A 19,328-nucleotide genomic window follows, 5' to 3' on the forward strand; every position below is an offset into this window, starting at 1 on the left:
GTTGTGGTCTTCATTCGGCATAGAAGCGATCTCCATTGGCAAGTTTGCGGCGCAGCAGCGGCGAGACCCGGTAGCGGTCTTCGCCATAGCCTTGCGCCAGGTGGTGCAGCACCGACACGATGTGCTGGACGCCGACGGCATCGGCCCAGGCCAGCGGTCCACGCGGATAATTGACGCCCTTCTGCATGGCGATATCGACGGCGGCCACCGTGCACACGCCCTGGTTGACGGCGTCGGCCGCCTCGTTGGCCAGCATGGCGACAGTGCGCATGACGGCCAGGCCAGGCACGTCGTCCAGGCGCGTGACGATGAAACCGGCCGCCTGGAACAGGCCGACGACGGCCGCATAGGCGGCGTCGCTGCACTGGTCGGCGCGGGCCACGGCAATGCGCCTGGCACCGGCGTAATCGAGCGCCAGGTCGAACAGCACCGTGTCCGGATGCTGGTTGTCGTGCGCGCGCTGGGTGGCGCTACGGCCATCGGTCAGGTAAATCGCGGCGCCATGGCAATGCAGGGCCGGCGCCTCATCGTGCGCCTGGCCTTCCTGCGTCACGCGGCGGCTGACGGTGATGCCCGCCTGCTCCAGGCGCTGCACCAGGCTGTGGATGATGCCGCTGTGGCCACGGCCATCGCCACCGATGGCGGCCGACAGGGCGACGAATTCTGGCTTGGCCTGCGCGCCTTCCGCCTGCGCCACGGGGGCAACGGCGCCTTCGCCATACAGGTAAAAACCGCGGCCCGATTTGCGGCCGAGGAAACCGGCGTTGACCATTTCCTGCTGCAGCACGGACGGCGTGAAGCGCGGATCGTTGAAATAGGCGCCGAACACGGATTGCGTGACGGAGAAATTGACGTCATGGCCGATCAGGTCCATCAGCTCGAATGGCCCCATGCGGAAACCGCCCGCTTCGCGCAGCACGGCATCGATGGTGGCGGCGTCACCCGCCTGTTCGTTCAGCAGGCGCCAGCCTTCCGCGTAAAACGGACGAGCGACACGGTTGACGATGAAGCCGGGCGTCGATTTTGCATGCACGGGGTTCTTGCCCCAGGCAATCGACGTGTCATACACGGTGGCGGCCACTGGCTCGCTGGTGGCCAGGCCACTGATCACTTCGACCAGCGCCATCAGGGGTACGGGATTAAAGAAATGCATGCCGACCAGGCGTTCCGGGCGGCGCAGCTTGGCGGCGATGGCCGTGACGGAAATCGACGACGTATTCGTCGCCAGGATGCAGTCGTCGCCGACCAGCGCTTCCAGTTCCGCGAACAGGCCGCGCTTGACGTCGAGGTTTTCCACGATGGCTTCCACCACCAGGGATGCATCGCTCACATCGGCCAGGCTGCCGGCCGCCTGCAGGCGCGCCGTGGCGGCAGTAGCTTCGTCAAACGTCATGCGACCCTTCTCGGCCAGCTTCGCATACATCTTGCCGATATCGGCCAGCGCCTTGCTGACGGCTTCTGCGCGCGTGTCGTACAGTTTTACGCGGTAACCGGCGGCGGCGGCCACCTGCGCGATGCCGGCGCCCATGGCGCCGCTGCCGATGACGGCGACGATACTGTTGTTGTCCAAAGCTGCCATATCAATGTCCCTTGAATTGCGGTGCGCGCTTTTCCATGAAGGCGGCAACGCCTTCGCGGTAATCGTCGCTGTTACCGAGATCGCTCATCATGCGCGCTTCCAGCGCCAGCTGCTGCGGCAAGGTATTGGCGCCGCTGGCGGCCAGTGCCTGCTTGGTGTAGGCCAGGCCCTTGGTCGGCGCCGTGGAAAAGTGCACGGCCAGCTTGCGCGTTTCTTCCGCCAGTTGGGCATCCTCGACGCATTTCCAGATCAAGCCCCAGTCTTCCGCTTTTTCCGCCGTCAGTTTTTCACCGAGCATGGCCAGGCCCATGGCGCGCGCGGAACCGATCAGGCGTGGCAGGAAGAAGGTGCCGCCCGTGTCCGGGATCAGGCCCAGCTTGCAGAACACTTCGACGAAGCTGGCCGACTTGCCGGCGATGACGATGTCGCAAGCCAGCGCCAGGTTGGCGCCCGCGCCGGCGGCCACGCCGTTGACGGCGCAGATCACGGGCATCGGCAGCGCTTTCAGGGCCAGCACCAGCGGCGCATAGTTCTTTTCCACCGACTCGCCCAGGTCCACGCCCTTCGAGCCGGGTTCCACGGCGCGGTCGGACAGATCCTGGCCCGCGCAAAAGCCGCGGCCCGCGCCCGTCAGCACGAAGACGCGCACGGTACTGTCGGCGTTCACTTTCGCAATCGCGTCGCGCACTTCCTCGTGCATGGCTTGCGTAAAACTATTGAGTTTGTCGGGACGGTTCAGGGTCAGCGTGGCGATGCCCTGCTCGATGGTAAAGAGGATGTTTTGGTAGGTCATGGCGTCTCGCTTGTGTAATAGGTAAGGCAGGGCCCGTGCCCTGCACCGGCTTATTCAGCCTGGTCGAAGTCGACCACGACCTTGTCTGTGAGAGGAAAACTCTGGCAGCTGAGGACAAAGCCGCGCGCCACTTCGTAGTCTTCCAGCGCGTAGTTGACATCCATTTCGACTTTGCCGTCGAGGATCTTGCAGCGGCAGGTCGAACATACGCCGCCCTTGCACGAGTAGCGCATGTCGATGCCTTGGCGCAGGCCCGCGTCGAGGATGGATTCCTTGTCCTTGTCCATCGTGAAGGTGGTGTGGTTGCCATCCATAATGACGGTCACTTCCGTTTCCTGCACCACGCCCGCGTCGAGCTGCGCGCGCGGCTTGTGGGCGTTTTTCGGGATGCTGGCGGCGAACAGTTCGATCTTGATATTCTGCTTGGGCATGCCGGCAGCCTGCAGGGCAGCGGAGACACCGAGCATCATGTCTTCCGGGCCGCAGATGAAGGCGTTGTCGTAGTCTTCGACTTTGATCCAGTGCTGCAGGAATTGCTCGCATTTTTCCTGCGTGATGCGGCCGTTGAACAATTCGATGTCCTGCTGCTCGCGGCTCATCACGTAGACCAGGTTCAAACGCTCCAGGTACACGTCCTTCAAGTCCGTCAATTCTTCCTTGAAGATGACGGACGACGAGGCGCGGTTACCGTAGAACAGGGTGAAGCGGCTCAAGGGTTCCGTCAGCAGGGTGGTCTTGATGATGGAGAGGATGGGCGTGATGCCGCTGCCGGCCGCGAACGCCAGGTAGTGCTTGCGGTTGACGCAGTCGAGCGGCACGTTGAAGTGGCCCATGGGCGGCATCACCTCGATGGTGGCGCCGGCTTTCAGGGTATCGTTCGCCCAGGTGGAGAAGGCGCCGCCCGGCGTGCGCTTGATGGCCACGCGCAGGGTGCCGTCCTGCACCGCCGAGCAGATGGAATACGAGCGGCGCACGTCTTCCGCATTGATATTGGCGCGCAGGGTCAGGTGCTGGCCCTGCTGGAAGCGGAACTGCTGCTGCAGCTCGGCTGGCACGTCGAACGTGACGGCGATGGTGTCGCGCGTTTCGTTGCGCACGTTCGCTACGCACAGCGGATAAAATTTACTCATGCTTCATCTCCAGTTTCTTCGGAACGTGTGCCTGATTTTTTTAGTGGCACTTGAAGTAGTCAAACGGTTCGCGGCAAGCCAGGCACTTGTACAGGGCCTTGCACGGCGTGGAGCCGAACTGGCTGGTCAGTTGCGTATGCGTCGAGCCGCAGTTCGGGCAGATCACGTCCAGCTTTGGCATCGTTTGGCGCTTGACGCCACCTTTCAAGCCGCTGATGTCGATCACCTGCTGCTGCGGCGGGGCGATGCCATAGCCTTTCAGCTTGGCCTTGCCCGCTTCGCTCATCCAGTCCGTGGTCCACGCGGGCGCCAGCTGGTTCACCAGGGTCACCTTGGCCACCCCATGGCTGCGCAAGGCATCCGTGACGGCGTCGGCGATCACCTGCATGGCCGGGCAGCCCGAATACGTGGGCGTGATCGTCACGATGCATGCGTCGCCATCCGTGACTTCGACGGCGCGCACGATGCCCAGGTCCACCACCGAAATGACGGGGATTTCCGGGTCCGCGACGTCGCCGAGCCAGGCCCAGACCTGGGCGGCGTCCAGCGCCGCAGCGCCAGCGGCCGTGTTCATTACCACTCCGCCCCGGGATAGGCGCGCTGCAGGAACTGCATCTCGGCCAGGATAAACCCCAGGTGCTCCGTGTGCGTTCCCTGCTTGCCGCCCTTTTGCATCCAGGCGTCGGGCGCCGGCATGACAAGCGTCGCCTCGGCGAAGATCTCGGCCACGTGCTCCAGGAAAGCCCGGCGCAGCACGTCCGATGGCGGCGCGATGCCGGCGGCAACCATGGCCTGGTCGACGGCGTCGTACTTGAACATCTCGCCCGTGTACATCCACAGCTTGTCGGCGGCAGCCTGCGTCCTGGCATGGCTGTCGGCCGTGCCGTCGCCGAGGCGCACGATCAGGTCACCGCTGCGGCGCAGGTGATAGGTCACTTCCTTGATCGACTTTTGCGCCACTTCGACGATGCGCGCATCCGTCGATTTCGTCAGTTCCAGCAGCTGGAAGTAGTGCCAGCTGTCGAAGAAGAACTGGCGCATCATGGTGTCGGCATAGTTACCGTTCGGCTGTTCGACCAGCAGGCAGTTCTTGAAATCGTGGGCGTCGCGCAGGAAGGCGATGTCGTCCTCGTCGCGGCCCGCGTTTTCCAGTTCGGCCGCATAGCTGAACCATAGACGCGTCTGGCCCAGCAAGTCCAGCGCCACGTTGGTCAGCGCCATGTCTTCCTCCAGTGCCGGCCCCTTGCCGCACAGCTGCGACAGCTGCTGGCTGAGGATCAGGGCATTGTCGCCCAGGCGCAGCAAGTAGTTAACTTTGTCATCCATTGCCGGCGCTCCCATCACAGGTTCTTGACTTCTTCCGGCATCGGGAAGAAGGTGGGATGACGGTACACCTTGCTGTTCGACGGCTCGAACAGGGCGCCCTTGTCGCCGGGGCTGCTGGCGACGATATCGGCCGCGCGCACCACCCAGATGCTCACGCCTTCATTGCGGCGCGTGTAGACGTCGCGCGCATGGTTGACCGCCATGGTGGCGTCGGAAGCGTGCAGGCTGCCCACATGCTTGTGCGCCAGGCCGTGCTGGCTGCGGATGAAAACTTCCCACAAAGGCCATTCTTTGCTCATGTTGCTATCCCCTATCTGTCTTATGTATTTACGCTGCCGCTTTGTTAGCAGCTTGCTTGTCTGCATACGCGACCAAGGCATCGCGGAACCATTCGCCGTCTTCATACGCTTTCACGCGCGTTTGCAGGCGTTCGCGGTTGCATGGGCCATTGCCCTTCAGGACATTGTTGAACTCGGACCAGTCGATCTCGCCGAATTCATAGTGGCCCGTTTCCGCATTGAATTTCAGGTCGGGATCGGGCACGGTCAGGCCCAGGTATTCGATTTGCGGCACGGTCTGGTCGACCATGCGCTGGCGCAATTCATCGTTCGAGAACAGCTTGATGCGCCATTGCGCCGATTGGGCGCTGTTGACGGAAGCGGCGTCGGACGGGCCGAACATCATCAGCGATGGCCACCACCAGCGGTTCAGCGCATCCTGCGCCATGGCTTTCTGCGCCGGCGTACCCTTGCACAGCGACATCATGATGTCGTAGCCCTGGCGCGCATGAAATGATTCTTCCTTGCAGACGCGGATCATGGCGCGCGCATACGGCCCATACGAGCAGCGGCAAAGGGGAATCTGGTTGATGATGGCGGAACCGTCGACCAGCCAGCCGATGGCGCCCATGTCGGCCCACGACAGGGTCGGATAATTAAAGATGCTGGAATACTTGGCTTTGCCCGAGTGCAAGGCGGCCAGCAAGTCGTCGCGCGACACGCCCAGGGTTTCCGCGGCGCTGTACAGGTACAGGCCGTGGCCCGCTTCGTCCTGGATCTTGGCCAGCAGGATCGATTTGCGTTTCAGGGTCGGCGCGCGCGTGACCCAGTTACCTTCGGGCAATTGGCCGACGATTTCCGAGTGCGCGTGCTGCGAAATCTGGCGGATCAGGGTCTTGCGGTAGGCATCCGGCATCCAGTCCTTGGCCTCGATCTTGATGCCTTCGTCGATGCGTGCCTGGAAAGCGCGCTCTTCTTGACCCATGTCGTCGAGGGAACGGACGTTCTTGAGGCCGGTTTCAACCATTTGTGCGTACATGATCTGTCTCCCATGTCTTTGATTTTGCGCAGCAACGCGGTGCGATGAACAGATAATACGATACAAAAAACGATTTGCATACACTTGATATGAATCATTTTAAAAATTCGTATCTTGTGCAGCTTTTTTGTGCGTATGATATTGCTGATGAGAAAACACTACAGAGCGCCACCAGCGCTTCCGGCAAATTATTGCCGCGCTACCCGCGCAGCCAAGTAAACTGCTGCTTTTATTGATTCGACCGCAACACGGCCAGACCGGAACCACATGAAGAACACCCGCTGCACGGCATGGATAGCCGATTTCCTGGAAAGCGACCCACCGCGCTCGAAGTCCCTGGTGATGACCATCTTTGGCGACGCCATCGTGCCGCGCGGCGGCGCCATCTGGCTGGGCAGCCTGATCGAACTGCTGGCGCCATTCGGCGTCAACGACCGTTTATTGCGTACCAGCGTGTTCCGCCTGGCGCAGGAAGGCTGGCTCAGCTCGCAGCGCGATGGCCGCCGCAGCGCCTATACGATACGCCCGGAGGCGCTGGCCCGCTTCGAACGCGCCTATCGCCGCATTTATGCACCGCTGGTCGTGCACTGGGATGGCAGCTGGACCCTGGTGATCGGGCCGGCCGGCAGCATCGGCGCTGCCGAGCGGGGGGCGCTGCGCAAGGAATTATTGTGGGCGGGCTATGGTTTGATCTCTCCCGGCATCTTTGGCCATCCGGCCAGCAATACGGAGGCGCTGGAAGATATCCTCGTGCGCAACGAGGTGCAGGGCAAGCTGTATGTTTGCCACACAACAGAGTTGCCGGGCGTCAGCACGCGCCCCCTGCGCGACATGGTGGGCGACTGCTGGGACTTGTCGGAAGTGATGGCTGGCTACGAAAAATTCATCGCCAGCTTCCAGCCGCTGCTGACCCTGCTGCAAGAAGCGCCCGTGTTCGATGCCGAGCAAGCGTTCGTCATCCGCTCACTGCTGACGCACGCCTACCGCCGTGTGCAGTTGCACGACCCGCAATTGCCCGTCGAACTGCTGCCCGAGCCGTGGCCGGGCACGCAAGCCTATGCCCTGGCGCGCGACCTCTACCGCCTTACCTACGCGGCGGCAGAGGAACATATTCTGGCCACCCTGCGGCGCGAGGATGAGCAGGCGGCATCTGTCGAGCCATGGTTTTTTGAACGTTTCGGCGGACTGAACACCTGACAAAACGTCCATGGCGGCGTTGCAGGGCCTGGGCGTACGTTCGTACTGCCTGCGGCCCTGCGCCTTGCCCTGGCCATTTTTCAGGCGTTCAGGATTTGCTCACTACTGCGTTCACTGCTTGTTCATGGCGACGACCTGCTTGGCCCCCGCCAACAAATCCTGCCCCAGCTTTTCCAGCGCATTGGCCTGCACCAGCATGGTGTCGAGGATGGCGGCATTGAAGGTGAATTCGGCCGGCGTCGTGTAGCCGGGGAAACGTATGATGCGCAGCAATTCCTGCAAGGTCGTACCCTTGCCCAGGTGCGCCAGGGCATCGCTGAGGGCGCTGACTTTCTTTTCCAGTTCGCGTATGTGTTTGCCGTTGTCATCCATGATGCTCTCCCCGTATTGGAGCTATCACGTTAGCAAAGCGCGTCCATCGTCGTTTGCGCCAGCACAAAGACCACCGCAAAACAGGTATCATCGCGCCATTGCACACGATGCAAAACCCATACGTTTTTATCAGGAACACACATGACCATTAAAATCAGCCAGCAATTCGATGCCGGCGCGATCGAGGTGCTGCGCGCCGACGATGCCCAATCCATCGAGCTGAACATCCGCAAGGATTCCCACGCCGACATCACGCAGTGGTTTTACTTCCGCCTGCAAGGCGCACAAGGCGAGGCATGCACGATCCGCTTCATGAATGCAGGCAAGTCAGCCTACCCGGACGGCTGGAAAGATTACCAGGCCGTGGCCAGCTACGACCGCGAAACCTGGTTCCGCGTGCCCACCAGCTTTGATGGCACCGTGATGACTATCGAACACACGCCCGAGGAAGAAAGCGTGTACTACGCCTACTTCGAGCCATACCCATGGGACCGCCACCTGGCCCTGATCGACAGCGCGCAAGCGTCGCCGCTGGTACGCTTGATCGACCTGGGTAGCACCGTCGAAGGCCGCGACATGAACCTGCTGGTGGTCGGTGACGCCGATGCAGAGAAGAAAGTCTGGATCATCGCGCGTCAGCATCCCGGTGAAACGATGGCCGAATGGTTTGTTGAAGGCATGCTCGAAGCCTTGCTGGACCAGGCCAATCCGTTTGCCCGCCAGTGCCTGCAGGACGCCGTCTTCTATGTGGTGCCGAACATGAACCCGGACGGTTCCGTGCACGGCAACCTGCGCACCAACGCGGCCGGCGCCAACCTGAACCGCGAATGGATGACGCCGACCATGGAGCGCAGCCCGGAAGTGTTCCTGGTAAAACAAAAAATGCATGAAATCGGCTGCGACCTGTTCCTCGACGTGCATGGCGACGAAGGCTTGCCTTACGTCTTCGTGGCTGGCAGCGATGCGCTGGAAAATTTCACGCCGGCACAAAAGGCCGAGCAAGACCGCTTCATCGCCGACTTCAAGGTGGCCAGCCCCGACTTCCAGGATGAACACGGCTATGAAGACGGCCCGTTCACGCCGGAAGTGCTGACCATGGGTTCGCCCCATATCACCCACGCCTTCGGCTGCCTGTCGCTGACCCTGGAACTGCCGTTCAAGGACAACGCCAACGATCCCGATCCGCAAACGGGCTGGAGCGGCGCCCGCAGCGCCGCCCTGGGCGCTGCCGTATTGCAACCGATCCTGGCCACCTTGCGCGCTTAAGCCTTACCGCAGTCACGCGGCCCGACCTCGCAGGCGGGCCGCGCTTTTCTCTCAGCCCTTGGCTACCTTGCGCAAGGCTTCCACCAGCCGGTCCAGATGCGACTCGGGCGTAAAGATGCCCGGCGTCACGCGCACGCAAGCGCCGGAAGCGAGACCGTCGCGCGGCACGGCAAAGATGCCGTGTTCCTGTACCAGCTTTTTCGACAGCGCATAGCTGTCGGCCACGCTCGTCTTGCCCTTCAGGCGGAACGAAGCGATGGCGCTCGTCAGGCGCGGATCGGCTGACGCCAGCACCTCGATGCCTTCGATGGCGCGCGCCGCTTCCACCCAGCGGTTGCGCAGCAGCCGCAGCCGCGCCTGCTTGTTGGCCACGCCGATCTGCGCATGCAAGTCCAGCGCCACCGGCAAGCTCAGATAAGCGGCGAAATTGACCGTGCCCGTGTGCACGCGCGTGCGGATATCGTCGCCCGCCTTTTCTCCCCGCAGTTCCCCCATGTACGGATCGATATCGGCCACCCTGCCCCGCTTGATATACGCAGCGCCCACGCCGACGGGCGCGCCTATCCATTTATGCAGGTTAATGCCGGCAAAATCCGCCTGCAGGTCAGGAATCGTCATGTCCAGCTGGCCGAAGCCGTGCGCCGTATCGACGATCACGTCGATGCCCCGTGCGCGTGCCAGGCGGCTGATCTCGGCCACGGGCAAGACCATGCCGTTGCGGTGATTGACGTGCGTGAGCAGCATCAGTTTCAAGGTCGGATGGCGTTCCATGGCAGCAACATAGGCGGCGATGACGCCATCATGCGTAAACGGTTCCGGCATGGCAATCGACACGACTTGGGCGCCGCGCCGCTGCTGCAGCCAGCGCGTGACGGTGATCATATTGTCGTAATCGATGTCCGCGTACAGCACCGTATCGCCGGGACGCAAGCGGTTATAGCCGGCGATCAGGACTTGCAGCGCTTCCGTGGCGCCCCGCGTCAGCACGATTTCATCGATGCCCACACCCAGCGCCCTGGCCGCCGCCGCGCGCGCCGCCTCGAAGTCGGCCGGAAAGCGCATGCGCGCATACCAGGCATTGTCGCGGTTGACCATGGCCAGCTGCTGCTCGTAGTGGCGCAGCACGGGCCTGGCCATCGAACCCCAGAAAGCATTGTCGAGTTGCACGATGGCATCGGTCGTGTCGTACTGCGCGGCCACGGCCTGCCAGTAAGCCTGGTTGCTGGCCAGGGCATCCGGCGTGGTGCCGGCCGGCACCGATGGCAAGGACGAAGGCAGGGCGGCAGATGCTGCCGCAGCCGATCCTGCGCCCGCCGCCATGGGCAGCGCTGCCGCCAGCGAACCCGCGCGCAACAGGGCGCGGCGTTGTGGATTCATCGTCATCTCCCTTAGAATTTCACTTTGTACTCGACGTACAGGTTACGCCCGTCCGTGTCGTACGGCGCATTGCGCGAATAGATCAGACCGCGGCTGGCCTGGAAGGTTGCTTCGTCAGGATACTTGTCCAGCACGTTGTCGATACCCACGCGCACGGACTGCTTGTCGCTGATCTTGTAGCTGGCCGCCAGGTCGAGGAATTGCATGGCGCCAAAACGCTGGAAGATATCGCCCGTGGCATTGCCGGAATTGTCCGTCCACGCGCCGTAATAGCGCACGCGAGCCAGGGTATTCCAGTTGCCCAGGTCATAGTTGCCGCTGATGGTGGCTTTCTGGCGCGGCAAGCGCTCCTCGAAGACCTGGCGCTGGGCCGCATTCGTCACCAGGCTGGACTTGCCGTCGTCGACTTTCGTCGTGTTGTAGTTGTAGGCCAGGGTCAGGTTCAGCTTGCCGTCGCCGATACGGCTCAGGTGGCTGCCGACGATATCGATGCCGCGCGTGGTGGTGTCGAAGTCATTCGTGAAATAGCTGACCGAGGTGTAACGCAGCGGATTAGCCACGCCGGCCGGCACGGCAAACGCGGCGGACGTGCTGAAGCGGTCGCTGACCTTGATGTCATACACGTCGACGGAACCGGAGAAGCCCGCCGATGTCTTCCACGTAAAGCCCAGCGACAGGTTCTTCGATTTTTCCGGCTTCAATGCCTTGGCGCCCAGCAGGATGGCCAGCGGATCGTTGTTGGCCAGGCGGCCGCTGGTAAACAGCAGCAGGGTCTTGGTGTCGAGGCCTTGATTCGTGCTGTTGGTGTTCGACTGGCCCGGCGTTGGCGCACGGAAACCTGTCGAGTAGGAACCGCGCAAGGCCATGTCTTCTCTCAAGGCATAGCGGGCCGACAACTTGCCGTTGACGGTGCTGCCGAATTCCGAGAAATGTTCATAGCGGGCCGCGCCGCCCAGGCTCAGGGCCTTCGTGACGGGCACTTCCACGTCCAGATAGGCCGCATAGCTGTCCTGGCCCCAGCTGCCCGCCTGGCGGTCGCTGAAGCCTGGCGCGCCATTCGCATTCGCGTCGAGGCCGATGGCCGCGCCCGGCCCCACCGTCCAGGACGCCACGTCGCCCGCCTTCACGCCATAGGTTTCATTGCGCGCCTCCGCGCCGAAGGCGATGTTGACCGGTTGCGGCAGGGACGCTACGGGCAATTCATAGTTGAAGTTGGCGTTGAGAATCTTTTCCACCTGCGACAACTGGCCCAGGTAAAACGATGTCGGGCTGCCCTGTCCCATCGAGGCGTTGATGGAATTGGCCAGGTTGTAATCGATGCGGTTGCGCCCCCAGGACGCGCTCACGTCCCAGCCGAAGCGGTCGTTGAAATGACCGCGCACGCCGGCCACCACCTGTACATCATCCTGCTCGTTCGAATAGCTGGGGCTGAAGCCCAGCGGATAGATGCTGCGCAAGTCCCAGCCAGGGAACAGGCTGCTGGTTTTATACGCGCCCGTGCTGGTGTCCGGGTTGCGCCAGTTGAAATCCGAGGTGCCGTCACTGCGGCTGAACAGACCGAAACCGTACAGTTCCGTCGTGTCGGACAGGGCCATGCTGGCGTTGAAGCCGATGCGCTTGCTGTCGAGTTCCGGCTGGCCCCAGCGCTGCACGGGATTCGGTACCTTCAGTTCCGGATGCGCATTCTGAAAAGCAATCGCGTCGGCCCGCTGGCGCGTGCGCGACGTGGGGTCGGACTTGGCCAGCGCGCCGAAAATCGTCGCCTTGCCCGTCTCGCCAAAGGCAAAGCCCGTCTTCAGGTTCACTTCATTGCCCTTGCCGTCGCCTTCCGAATATTGCGAATGGTGCACGGAGACCTCCGTGCCGAGCGTATCGTCGAGAATGATATTGATCACGCCGGCAATCGCATCGGAGCCGTACTGGGCGGAAGCGCCGTCGCGCAGCACCTCGATGCGCTTGATGGCGGAGACGGGAATCTGCGCCAGGTCCGGCGCCTGCGCGCCGCGCGCGCCGAGCAAGGCGCTGCGGTGAAAACGCTTGCCATTGACCAGCACCAGTGTCTGGTCCGGCGACAGGCCGCGCAAGGTGGCGGGGCGCACGAACACTTGCCCGTCAGCCATCGGCAGACGCTGCACCACGTATGAAGGCACGAGTTGCGCCAGCACATCGTTCAAGTCCGACGATTCAACGGCGCCGATATCTTCGCGGTTGAACACATCCACGGGCGCCATGGTGTCGAACTGCGTGCGGTTGCTGCCGCGCGTGCCCGTCACGATCACGGCTTGCGGAGCTTCACTGGCGTCGCTGGCGGAAGCTGGCGCAGCGGGCGCGGCGCCATGGGCTTGGGCCGGATGGGCGAACAGGGCGTTCATGGCACACAACAGGGCCACCGCGCGGGCGATGCGGGTACGGGAGTAGGTCATGGAGAGGGTCACTATGCAGGTTGAATCAACAACAACGCGTCACGGCAAGACTCGCATCTTGCATGAAATATCACGAAGTTCAGCTTACTTACATTAAAAGCATCTAAATAGCGCAGATAACGTCAGATGGCGACATCATACGAAGGCAATATTTCATCCGTATGACGAGCTGATCACTACTACCAAGCCGCCGCATGCACACTGCCCCGGCGGCCGGCGGCGACTGGCATTCCCCTGACCGCCAGTTTGCATTCGCGCGCAGAGAGAAACATGCGGTGGCAGCGAGAGGGCAAATGGGGGGCAACAACGAGACAATTCGATAGATTTCCTACAATCAACACTCCCTATAATGCGACCGCGCAACGACACGCATGCTTGTCGCTATATTAGGTTGTGAAGATGAAGAAACAAACCATACTGTGCGCGCTCGTCAGCCTGCTCACCCTCTCCGCTTGCGGCGGCGGAGGTAGCGGAGGTAGCGGCGGGAATGGCAGCAATCCGGATCCTAAACCGGTGGTGCCACCGACACCGGTGCTGGCATCCATCAATGCCGCAGATGCATTAAAGAAATTCCTGGGCAGCGACCTGACCATCTCGAATCTGGCCTCCAATGATGGCTATCTGGGGTCGGCGATGTTAATCGTCAGCCAGGAATTCGGACAGCCTGCACCATTCATTACCAATGGCGTATCGCAACAAGCGGCGTCCGTCAAAGTCATTTCACTGCTGCGCAGCAATGCCAGCGGCAAGCTGCTATACCGGAACACCTGGAAACTGCATCTGGACGCAAACATGCAGCCCATCGGCATGGCACTCGGCTATGCCGATGCCGGCTACAAAGCGTGCATGTCCGTCACGGGCCACGAAGCATTGCCCGCTCTCAGCAATGCATCCGGCACGTATTTTTCGGGCGTGCAAACGTCGGCGTATGTCGAAGGTTTCAAAGCGGGGAAGTACGCGAATTACTGCGACCCCAGCGCCACCACGACCACCAATGTGGAATGGTCGGTTGCGGCAGGTTCGCCAAATCCCTATTTCTGCCTGGCCATGCCTGGCAGCATGTCCAAGACCAAGACGCGGATCTGCGTTCCAGTCGATGCGGCCGGCACGCAGAATAATTCCGCATGGGTCCGACTTTACAACGAGGACGGCAGTGTCGCGATCGACTACAAGAACACGGTCCTGAATAAACCGGTGGAACAATTGGGAACCGCCGTCGATGCCAACAACTATTGGTACGGCGCCGTATGGCGTCCGCAAGACGGCTATGTCTACCAGCGCTACCAGGATAGCAAATTTGCATCCGAGCAAGCATGCAGGGACCAGACGGCAATTAACTGGAAAGCCACCTGGGACGCCTCGAATATTGCGTGGATGTGCGTCAACGTCAAAACGACGTAGAACGGTAAGGTAGTCCCCCGGCCTGCCGGCAACCATGCCGCCGGCCGGGGTGTGTCAGGGCGGGGCTTAACCGCCCGCCACCACCATGCTCTCGATGAGGATGGAGCCGGTTTCCTTGGTGCCGCGGCGCAAGGCGTCCGCGCCCACGGCCACGATGTTGCGCAGCATGTCCTTCATGTTGCCGGCGATGGTGATTTCTTCCACCGGATACTGGATCACGCCGTTTTCCACCCAGAAACCGGAGGCGCCGCGCGAATAGTCGCCCGTCACGTAATTGGTTCCTTGTCCCATCAGTTCCGTCACCAGCAAGCCCGTGCCCAGCTTTTTCAGCATGGCACTAAAATCGTCGCTGGCTGCCGTCTGCTTCGAAGTCAGGTACAGATTGTGCGAGCCGCCCGCGTTGCCCGTCGTCTGCATTCCCAGCTTGCGGGCCGTGTAAGTCGACAGGAAATAGCCTTGCACCACGCCATCCTTGACGACGTCGCGGCTGACGGTTTTCACGCCCTCTTCATCGAACGGGGCCGAACCGACGCCGCCGATCACGTGCGGGTCTTCGAATATCTGCACGTGCGACGGCAGCACTTGCGTGCCCAGGGAATCGTTCAGGAAAGTGGACTTGCGGTACAGGGCGCCGCCCGAGGTCGCTTGCACGTAGGTACCGAGCAAACCGGCCGCCAGCGGCGCCTCGAACAGCACGGGACAGGTGCGCGTGCCCAGCTTGCGCGCGTTCAGGCGCGACAGGGCGCGCTCGGCGGCGTAGCGGCCGATGGCTTCCGGGCTCGACATTTTGGAGGCGTCGCGCACGGACGAATACCAGTCGTCGCGCTGCATCTTGGCGCCCTTGCCGGCGATGGGCGCCACGGACAGGGTGTGGCGCGAAAACGGGTAGCCGCCGATGAAGCCGCGCGAATTGGCGGACACAAAGTGCGATTGCTGCACGTGCACACCGGCGCCTTCGCTGTTCGTGATGCGCGGATCGACGGCAAACGCGGCCGCTTCGGCCCGCTGGGCCAGCACGACGGCTTCCTCGGCGGAAATGAGCCAGGGATAGAACAGTTGCAAATCGCGGGGGGCCATTTCCAGCATGTCGGCGTCGGCCAGTCCCGCGCAATCGTCCTCGGCCGTGAAACGGGCGATGTTGTAGGCGGCGTCCACCGTGGCGCGCAGGGCGGACGGCGAGAAATCGGAGGTGCTGGCATTGCCGCGCTTCTTGCCCACAAACACGGTCACGCCCATGCCCTTGTCCTTGTTTTGCTCGATCGTTTCGATCTTGCCTTTTCGGACAGAAACGGACAGGCCACCGCCTTCGCTGACTTCGACGGCAGCGTCGGTGCCGCCCGCTTCCCGCGCAAAAGACAACACATCACGGGCTAGTTGCTGCAATTGCTCTTGACTATGGGTAAATACGGAGTCGTTCATGCGCTGTTTTCTTCGGAAAGCCGCTAAAAAGGTTATCATAGCAGTCGTTTACAGTTTACAGGTGCGGCCTACGCGGCCAATCCCGCCTTATCATGCCAAATCCAAACCGGGGAGCTTGCGGCTTCCAATCGACCGAATTCGAACAGGAATATGAACGTCCTTCGAAGTCGGAACTCAAGCGCCAGATGACCGTCCTGCAAAAGCTGGGCGAAGAACTCGTCAATGAGGCACGTGACCGCGTCAAGCGCGTCCCGATGCCGGAAGACGTGCGCGACGCCATTCTCGAATGCCAGCAAATCAAGGACCACGAAGGCCGCCGCCGCCAGCTGCAATACGTGGGCAAGAAGATGCGTACCCTGGATGAGGAAGAAGTTGCCGCCATCCAACGCACCATCGATAGCTGGAAAGGCTTGTCGAAAGCCGACACGGCCAATATGCACGCGATGGAGCGCCGCCGCGACAAACTCTTGACGGATGACAAGGCATTAACCGTCTTGCTGTCGGAAAACCCGGAACTGGACGTGCAGCACCTGCGCACCCTGATCCGCAATGCCCGCAAGGAGCAGGCCGAGAACAAGCCACCAAAAGCTTACCGTGAAATCTTCCAGATCTTGAAAGAGATCGCCAAGAAGAACAACAGCGGCAAGAAAGATGCCAATGAAGATGACGTTGAGCAAGAAGAAGACGAATAAACCCCAGCTCCAGGGCTTGGGTTGACAAAAACCGGGATCAGCCCGGTTTTTTTACGACATAGACAGGTGCCCCATGACCACGATAGAAGACGAATTGATTATCGGCCTCGTGTCGATCTCGGACCGCGCCAGCGGCGGCGTGTATGAAGACCTGGGCATCCCGGCCCTGGAAAGCTGGTTGTCCGCCGCCATCCGCACGCCTTTCCGCCTGGAAAAACGGCTGATCCCGGACGAGCGCTCGCAGATTGAAAACACCCTGATCGACATGGTCGACCTGAGCCACTGCCATCTGATCCTGACGACGGGCGGCACGGGCCCGGCGCGCCGCGATGTGACGCCGGACGCCACGCTCAGCGTCGGGACCAAGGAAATGCCCGGTTTCGGCGAACAGATGCGCCAGATCAGCCTGCGCTTCGTGCCGACGGCGATCCTCTCGCGCCAGGTGGCCGTGATCCGCGAGACGCCAGAGCGTGCCGCCCTGATCATGAACTTGCCGGGCCAGCCGAAAGCCATCAAGGAAACCCTGGAGGGACTGAAGGACGCTGACGGGAATCAATTGGTGAACGGCATCTTTGCCGCCGTGCCGTATTGCATCGACCTCATCGGCGGCCCCTACATGGAAACCGACCCGGCCATCTGCAAGGCCTTCCGTCCCAAATCGGCGCTGCGTCCGGCGCAACCTTTACCTGAGGAAAATACATGAGCACCTTGCTGGAAACCATAGAACTCGACAGCGCACCGAATCCCACCGTCTCCATCATCTGGATGCACGGCCTGGGCGCGGACGGCAACGACTTCGTGCCCCTGGTGAAGGAACTCGATTTGCGCGGCTGCCCCGCCATCCGCTTCATCTTCCCCAGCGCCGGCACCATGCCCGTCACCATCAACAACGGCTATGTGATGCGCGCCTGGTACGACATCCTCGTGAGCGACCTCGTGCGCCGCGAAGATGAAGGCGGCTTGCGCGCCTCGCAGGCACAGGTCGAAGCGCTGATCGCGCGCGAAAAGGCGCGCGGCATTCCCGCCAGCCGCATCATCCTGGCCGGCTTCTCGCAAGGCTGCGCCATGACCTTGCAAACGGGCTTGCGCCACGCGGAACCGCTGGCCGGCCTGATGTGCCTGTCCGGCTACCTGCCGCTGGCCGACAAGACGGCGGCCGAACGCACGCCGGCAAGCCTGCAGACGCCGATCTTCATGGCGCACGGCACGGCCGACCCCGTAGTCCCGATCGCCCGCGCGCAGCAGTCGCGCGACTTGCTCACCGACATGGGTTACAAGGTGGAATGGCACGAGTACATGATGCAGCACTCGCTGTGCCAGGAAGAGATCGACGCCATCGGTGCGTGGCTGAAAAAAGTGCTGGCATAAAACAAAACAGGCGCGGTATGCGCCGCGCCTGTTGTCTTGCCAAACGCCGGGAACGATCAGTTTTCCGGCGTTTTTTCATTCCAGATTTTCAGCATGTCGGGCGATGCTTCCGAGCGGATGCCGTTATCCGTCAGTATCGATTCCGTCGCTGCCAGCATGTCCTTGCGGGGCACGACGACCAATTCCGCATCGCGCTGCTGGAAACGGAACGTCAGCAACTCATCCGTCTGGTCGCGCAGCAAGGCCACCAGGTGCGCCAGGCTGCGCACGCGCACGCCATTGACGGAATCGACGACCGAGAAGAAACGGGTGCTGTAGCCATTCATCAGCTTGTGCGGGAAGAACGGCGCGGCGATCACCACCAGCTCTTCGCGCTCGCTGTCGGGCGCATCGCCGCGCCGCGTGGCCAGCGGATTGCCGGCAAACGCCATGCCGCCCAAAATCGTTGGGTTGCCATTCGGCGCCGCCATGAATTCCGTGGTGGCGCGCGAAAACACCATGGGGCCGAAGATGAAATAGGATGGGTAATTGCCCTGCAGGCCGGCAATGAGCATCGGGTGCGCGGCCGAGACGGGCACCTTGATTTTCAGGGGCGCGCCCTGGCGCACCACCGTCAACGGCAGTTCGCCATCTTTCGCCAGCTGCTGCACCCGGTACTGGAAACGCACGCGGCTGTTGGCATTCAGCTTGACCATGCCCTGGTTATCGATGGGAAAATCGCCGATATGCGTGATGACATCCCACTCCTTGAGCGGATAGGCGGCATCCTTGCTGGCCGGCGACATCACGACGGCGCCCTCGACGCCCTTGGCCAGTTTCAGGTAGGTGCGCAGCGCCGGATTTTCCAGCGTTTGCGTCACGTCGCGCATGGCCGGCTTGCCCTTGGGCGCGCCACTTTCCTGGTCGCGCAGGAACAGCTCGATTTCCTCGTTGGGGATGATGTAGCCGATGTTTTGCGCATTGAGCATGCCGGCAAAGGCCAGGCCGATCATCTTGTCGCCGGCAATCACGGGGCCGCCGCTATTGCCCGGGTTGATGGCCGCATCGATCTGGATGCGCAGGCCGGAGACAGGAAAGTTGTAGCGCACGAATTCGATGCGCGAGACGATGCCCTTGGTAATCGACAGCGAGGTGCCGCCCGTCGGATAGCCATACGCCAGCACGGCATCGCGCACGTCCGGCAAGACATTGGCGCGCGGTACCGCTTTGTGGCTGGCGAAAAAACTGTCGTCATCGATTTTCAGCAAGGCCAGGTCCATGCCGCGCGAGATGGCCAGCACGGTCGCCGGGATCTTGTCGCCCGCGCCATTCGCCTGGATCTGCACCTGGCTGGCATAGCCGACCACATGCGCATTGGTGAGGATGCGGCGGCCTTCGATGACGACGCCGGAGCCCGTCACTTCTTGCGGCGCCGCCTTGCTCCACGGTTTATACGGATCGGGCCCGCGCAGGGTGGAAAACACCTTGACGACGGAATTTTCCAAGGCGGAAGCGCTGGCGCTGGCGGCCGTCTCGGCGGCAAGCGCACGCACCGTCATCAAGGGACAAAAAGAAAGGGCCAGCGCCAGGAAGGCGCGGCCCATCAGGGTGAAGCACGGACGAGTTTTCATTGAGCTTGTTGGCAATGGAAGGGAAGTAAAATTATATATTGAATAATTGCAACTTCAT

General features: G+C 61.8%; 18 protein-coding genes. 6 read left to right on the forward strand and 12 right to left on the reverse strand.

Features of this window, described 5'->3' with window-relative positions:
• Positions 1–10: 10 nt before the first annotated feature.
• Genes paaH through paaA form a run of 7 tightly spaced genes read right to left on the reverse strand, consistent with a single transcriptional unit; the run spans position 11 to position 6,145 of the window.
• Positions 11–1,579 carry a 3-hydroxyacyl-CoA dehydrogenase PaaH gene (gene paaH / locus U0004_RS26485; RefSeq protein ID WP_070254581.1) on the reverse strand — a complete coding sequence of 523 codons (1,569 nt, stop codon included), beginning with the start codon at positions 1,577–1,579 and terminating at the stop codon, positions 11–13.
• Between the two features lies 1 nt (position 1,580).
• On the reverse strand, positions 1,581–2,372 hold the full coding sequence (paaG, locus tag U0004_RS26490) for a 2-(1,2-epoxy-1,2-dihydrophenyl)acetyl-CoA isomerase PaaG (protein ID WP_034780396.1): 792 nt from the start codon (positions 2,370–2,372) through the stop codon (positions 1,581–1,583).
• A gap of 50 nt (positions 2,373–2,422) precedes the next feature.
• Positions 2,423–3,502, reverse strand: a complete 1,080-nt coding sequence (paaE, locus tag U0004_RS26495) for a 1,2-phenylacetyl-CoA epoxidase subunit PaaE (protein WP_034780398.1) — start codon at positions 3,500–3,502, stop codon at positions 2,423–2,425.
• A 40-nt stretch (positions 3,503–3,542) separates the two neighbouring features.
• On the reverse strand, positions 3,543–4,076 hold the full coding sequence (gene paaD, locus U0004_RS26500) for a 1,2-phenylacetyl-CoA epoxidase subunit PaaD (RefSeq protein ID WP_070254582.1): 534 nt from the start codon (positions 4,074–4,076) through the stop codon (positions 3,543–3,545).
• Entirely contained in the window at positions 4,076–4,828 is a 753-nt protein-coding gene (paaC, locus tag U0004_RS26505; protein WP_070254583.1) for a 1,2-phenylacetyl-CoA epoxidase subunit PaaC, read from the reverse strand. Before paaC ends, paaD begins: the two co-directional genes overlap by 1 nt.
• Positions 4,829–4,842: 14 nt before the next feature.
• Positions 4,843–5,127, reverse strand: coding sequence for a 1,2-phenylacetyl-CoA epoxidase subunit PaaB (gene paaB / locus U0004_RS26510; RefSeq protein WP_034746356.1), 285 nt, complete (start codon positions 5,125–5,127; stop codon positions 4,843–4,845).
• 28 nt (positions 5,128–5,155) lie between these two features.
• Positions 5,156–6,145, reverse strand: a complete 990-nt coding sequence (paaA, locus tag U0004_RS26515; protein WP_034780404.1) for a 1,2-phenylacetyl-CoA epoxidase subunit PaaA — start codon at positions 6,143–6,145, stop codon at positions 5,156–5,158.
• A 267-nt stretch (positions 6,146–6,412) separates the two neighbouring features.
• Here paaA and paaX point away from each other — a divergent pair, with 267 nt between their 5' ends.
• Positions 6,413–7,342, forward strand: a complete 930-nt coding sequence (gene paaX, locus U0004_RS26520; protein WP_034780406.1) for a phenylacetic acid degradation operon negative regulatory protein PaaX — start codon at positions 6,413–6,415, stop codon at positions 7,340–7,342.
• A 111-nt stretch (positions 7,343–7,453) separates the two neighbouring features.
• On the opposite strand, the gene U0004_RS26525 is transcribed toward paaX, so the two are convergent.
• Positions 7,454–7,714, reverse strand: coding sequence for a hypothetical protein (locus U0004_RS26525; RefSeq protein WP_034780410.1), 261 nt, complete (start codon positions 7,712–7,714; stop codon positions 7,454–7,456).
• Between the two features lie 141 nt (positions 7,715–7,855).
• On the opposite strand from U0004_RS26525, the gene U0004_RS26530 reads away from it, so the two are divergent.
• The gene (locus U0004_RS26530) at positions 7,856–8,980 is read left to right on the forward strand and encodes a M14 family metallopeptidase (RefSeq protein WP_070254584.1); all 1,125 of its coding nucleotides are present in this window, start codon (positions 7,856–7,858) and stop codon (positions 8,978–8,980) included.
• Between the two features lie 51 nt (positions 8,981–9,031).
• Here U0004_RS26530 and U0004_RS26535 read toward each other — a convergent pair whose 3' ends face one another.
• Complete coding sequence (locus U0004_RS26535; RefSeq protein ID WP_070254585.1) at positions 9,032–10,357, reverse strand: aminotransferase class V-fold PLP-dependent enzyme; 1,326 nt, start codon at positions 10,355–10,357, stop codon at positions 9,032–9,034.
• An 11-nt stretch (positions 10,358–10,368) separates the two neighbouring features.
• Positions 10,369–12,780, reverse strand: a complete 2,412-nt coding sequence (locus tag U0004_RS26540; protein WP_070254586.1) for a TonB-dependent receptor plug domain-containing protein — start codon at positions 12,778–12,780, stop codon at positions 10,369–10,371.
• A gap of 393 nt (positions 12,781–13,173) precedes the next feature.
• Here U0004_RS26540 and U0004_RS26545 point away from each other — a divergent pair, with 393 nt between their 5' ends.
• Complete coding sequence (locus U0004_RS26545) at positions 13,174–14,181, forward strand: hypothetical protein (RefSeq protein ID WP_139144104.1); 1,008 nt, start codon at positions 13,174–13,176, stop codon at positions 14,179–14,181.
• A 66-nt stretch (positions 14,182–14,247) separates the two neighbouring features.
• Here the strand turns inward: U0004_RS26545 and pmbA are convergent, their stop codons facing one another.
• Positions 14,248–15,600, reverse strand: coding sequence for a metalloprotease PmbA (gene pmbA / locus U0004_RS26550; RefSeq protein ID WP_034780420.1), 1,353 nt, complete (start codon positions 15,598–15,600; stop codon positions 14,248–14,250).
• A 92-nt stretch (positions 15,601–15,692) separates the two neighbouring features.
• Here pmbA and yjgA point away from each other — a divergent pair, with 92 nt between their 5' ends.
• From yjgA to U0004_RS26565, 3 genes are all read left to right on the forward strand, one after another.
• The gene (gene yjgA / locus U0004_RS26555; RefSeq protein WP_070254588.1) at positions 15,693–16,292 is read left to right on the forward strand and encodes a ribosome biogenesis factor YjgA; all 600 of its coding nucleotides are present in this window, start codon (positions 15,693–15,695) and stop codon (positions 16,290–16,292) included.
• Positions 16,293–16,365: 73 nt separating this feature from the next.
• On the forward strand, positions 16,366–16,995 hold the full coding sequence (gene mog / locus U0004_RS26560; RefSeq protein WP_070254589.1) for a molybdopterin adenylyltransferase: 630 nt from the start codon (positions 16,366–16,368) through the stop codon (positions 16,993–16,995).
• Positions 16,992–17,660 carry an alpha/beta hydrolase gene (locus U0004_RS26565; protein ID WP_070254590.1) on the forward strand — a complete coding sequence of 223 codons (669 nt, stop codon included), beginning with the start codon at positions 16,992–16,994 and terminating at the stop codon, positions 17,658–17,660. Before mog ends, U0004_RS26565 begins: the two co-directional genes overlap by 4 nt.
• 56 nt (positions 17,661–17,716) lie before the next feature.
• On the opposite strand, the gene U0004_RS26570 is transcribed toward U0004_RS26565, so the two are convergent.
• Positions 17,717–19,270: a S1C family serine protease gene (locus U0004_RS26570; protein ID WP_231958495.1), complete on the reverse strand. Its 1,554-nt coding sequence runs from the start codon at positions 19,268–19,270 to the stop codon at positions 17,717–17,719.
• Positions 19,271–19,328: the final 58 nt, after the last annotated feature.

The organism is Janthinobacterium lividum (assembly GCF_034424625.1).
GTDB classification, from domain to species: domain Bacteria; phylum Pseudomonadota; class Gammaproteobacteria; order Burkholderiales; family Burkholderiaceae_D; genus Janthinobacterium; species Janthinobacterium lividum.

What these genes read in the sequence shown, in the direction of transcription:
- paaX (WP_034780406.1), top strand. Translation starts at nt 6,413, where the DNA reads ATGAAGAACACCCGCTGCACGGCATGGATAGCCGATTTCCTGGAAAGC.
- paaB (WP_034746356.1), bottom strand. Translation starts at nt 5,127, where the DNA reads ATGAGCAAAGAATGGCCTTTGTGGGAAGTTTTCATCCGCAGCCAGCAC.
- yjgA (WP_070254588.1), top strand. Translation starts at nt 15,693, where the DNA reads ATGCCAAATCCAAACCGGGGAGCTTGCGGCTTCCAATCGACCGAATTC.
- U0004_RS26540 (WP_070254586.1), bottom strand. Translation starts at nt 12,780, where the DNA reads ATGACCTACTCCCGTACCCGCATCGCCCGCGCGGTGGCCCTGTTGTGT.
- U0004_RS26535 (WP_070254585.1), bottom strand. Translation starts at nt 10,357, where the DNA reads ATGAATCCACAACGCCGCGCCCTGTTGCGCGCGGGTTCGCTGGCGGCA.
- U0004_RS26570 (WP_231958495.1), bottom strand. Translation starts at nt 19,270, where the DNA reads ATGAAAACTCGTCCGTGCTTCACCCTGATGGGCCGCGCCTTCCTGGCG.
- U0004_RS26530 (WP_070254584.1), top strand. Translation starts at nt 7,856, where the DNA reads ATGACCATTAAAATCAGCCAGCAATTCGATGCCGGCGCGATCGAGGTG.
- paaH (WP_070254581.1), bottom strand. Translation starts at nt 1,579, where the DNA reads ATGGCAGCTTTGGACAACAACAGTATCGTCGCCGTCATCGGCAGCGGC.
- paaC (WP_070254583.1), bottom strand. Translation starts at nt 4,828, where the DNA reads ATGGATGACAAAGTTAACTACTTGCTGCGCCTGGGCGACAATGCCCTG.
- paaE (WP_034780398.1), bottom strand. Translation starts at nt 3,502, where the DNA reads ATGAGTAAATTTTATCCGCTGTGCGTAGCGAACGTGCGCAACGAAACG.
- paaG (WP_034780396.1), bottom strand. Translation starts at nt 2,372, where the DNA reads ATGACCTACCAAAACATCCTCTTTACCATCGAGCAGGGCATCGCCACG.
- paaA (WP_034780404.1), bottom strand. Translation starts at nt 6,145, where the DNA reads ATGTACGCACAAATGGTTGAAACCGGCCTCAAGAACGTCCGTTCCCTC.
- paaD (WP_070254582.1), bottom strand. Translation starts at nt 4,076, where the DNA reads ATGAACACGGCCGCTGGCGCTGCGGCGCTGGACGCCGCCCAGGTCTGG.
- pmbA (WP_034780420.1), bottom strand. Translation starts at nt 15,600, where the DNA reads ATGAACGACTCCGTATTTACCCATAGTCAAGAGCAATTGCAGCAACTA.
- U0004_RS26565 (WP_070254590.1), top strand. Translation starts at nt 16,992, where the DNA reads ATGAGCACCTTGCTGGAAACCATAGAACTCGACAGCGCACCGAATCCC.
- mog (WP_070254589.1), top strand. Translation starts at nt 16,366, where the DNA reads ATGACCACGATAGAAGACGAATTGATTATCGGCCTCGTGTCGATCTCG.
- U0004_RS26525 (WP_034780410.1), bottom strand. Translation starts at nt 7,714, where the DNA reads ATGGATGACAACGGCAAACACATACGCGAACTGGAAAAGAAAGTCAGC.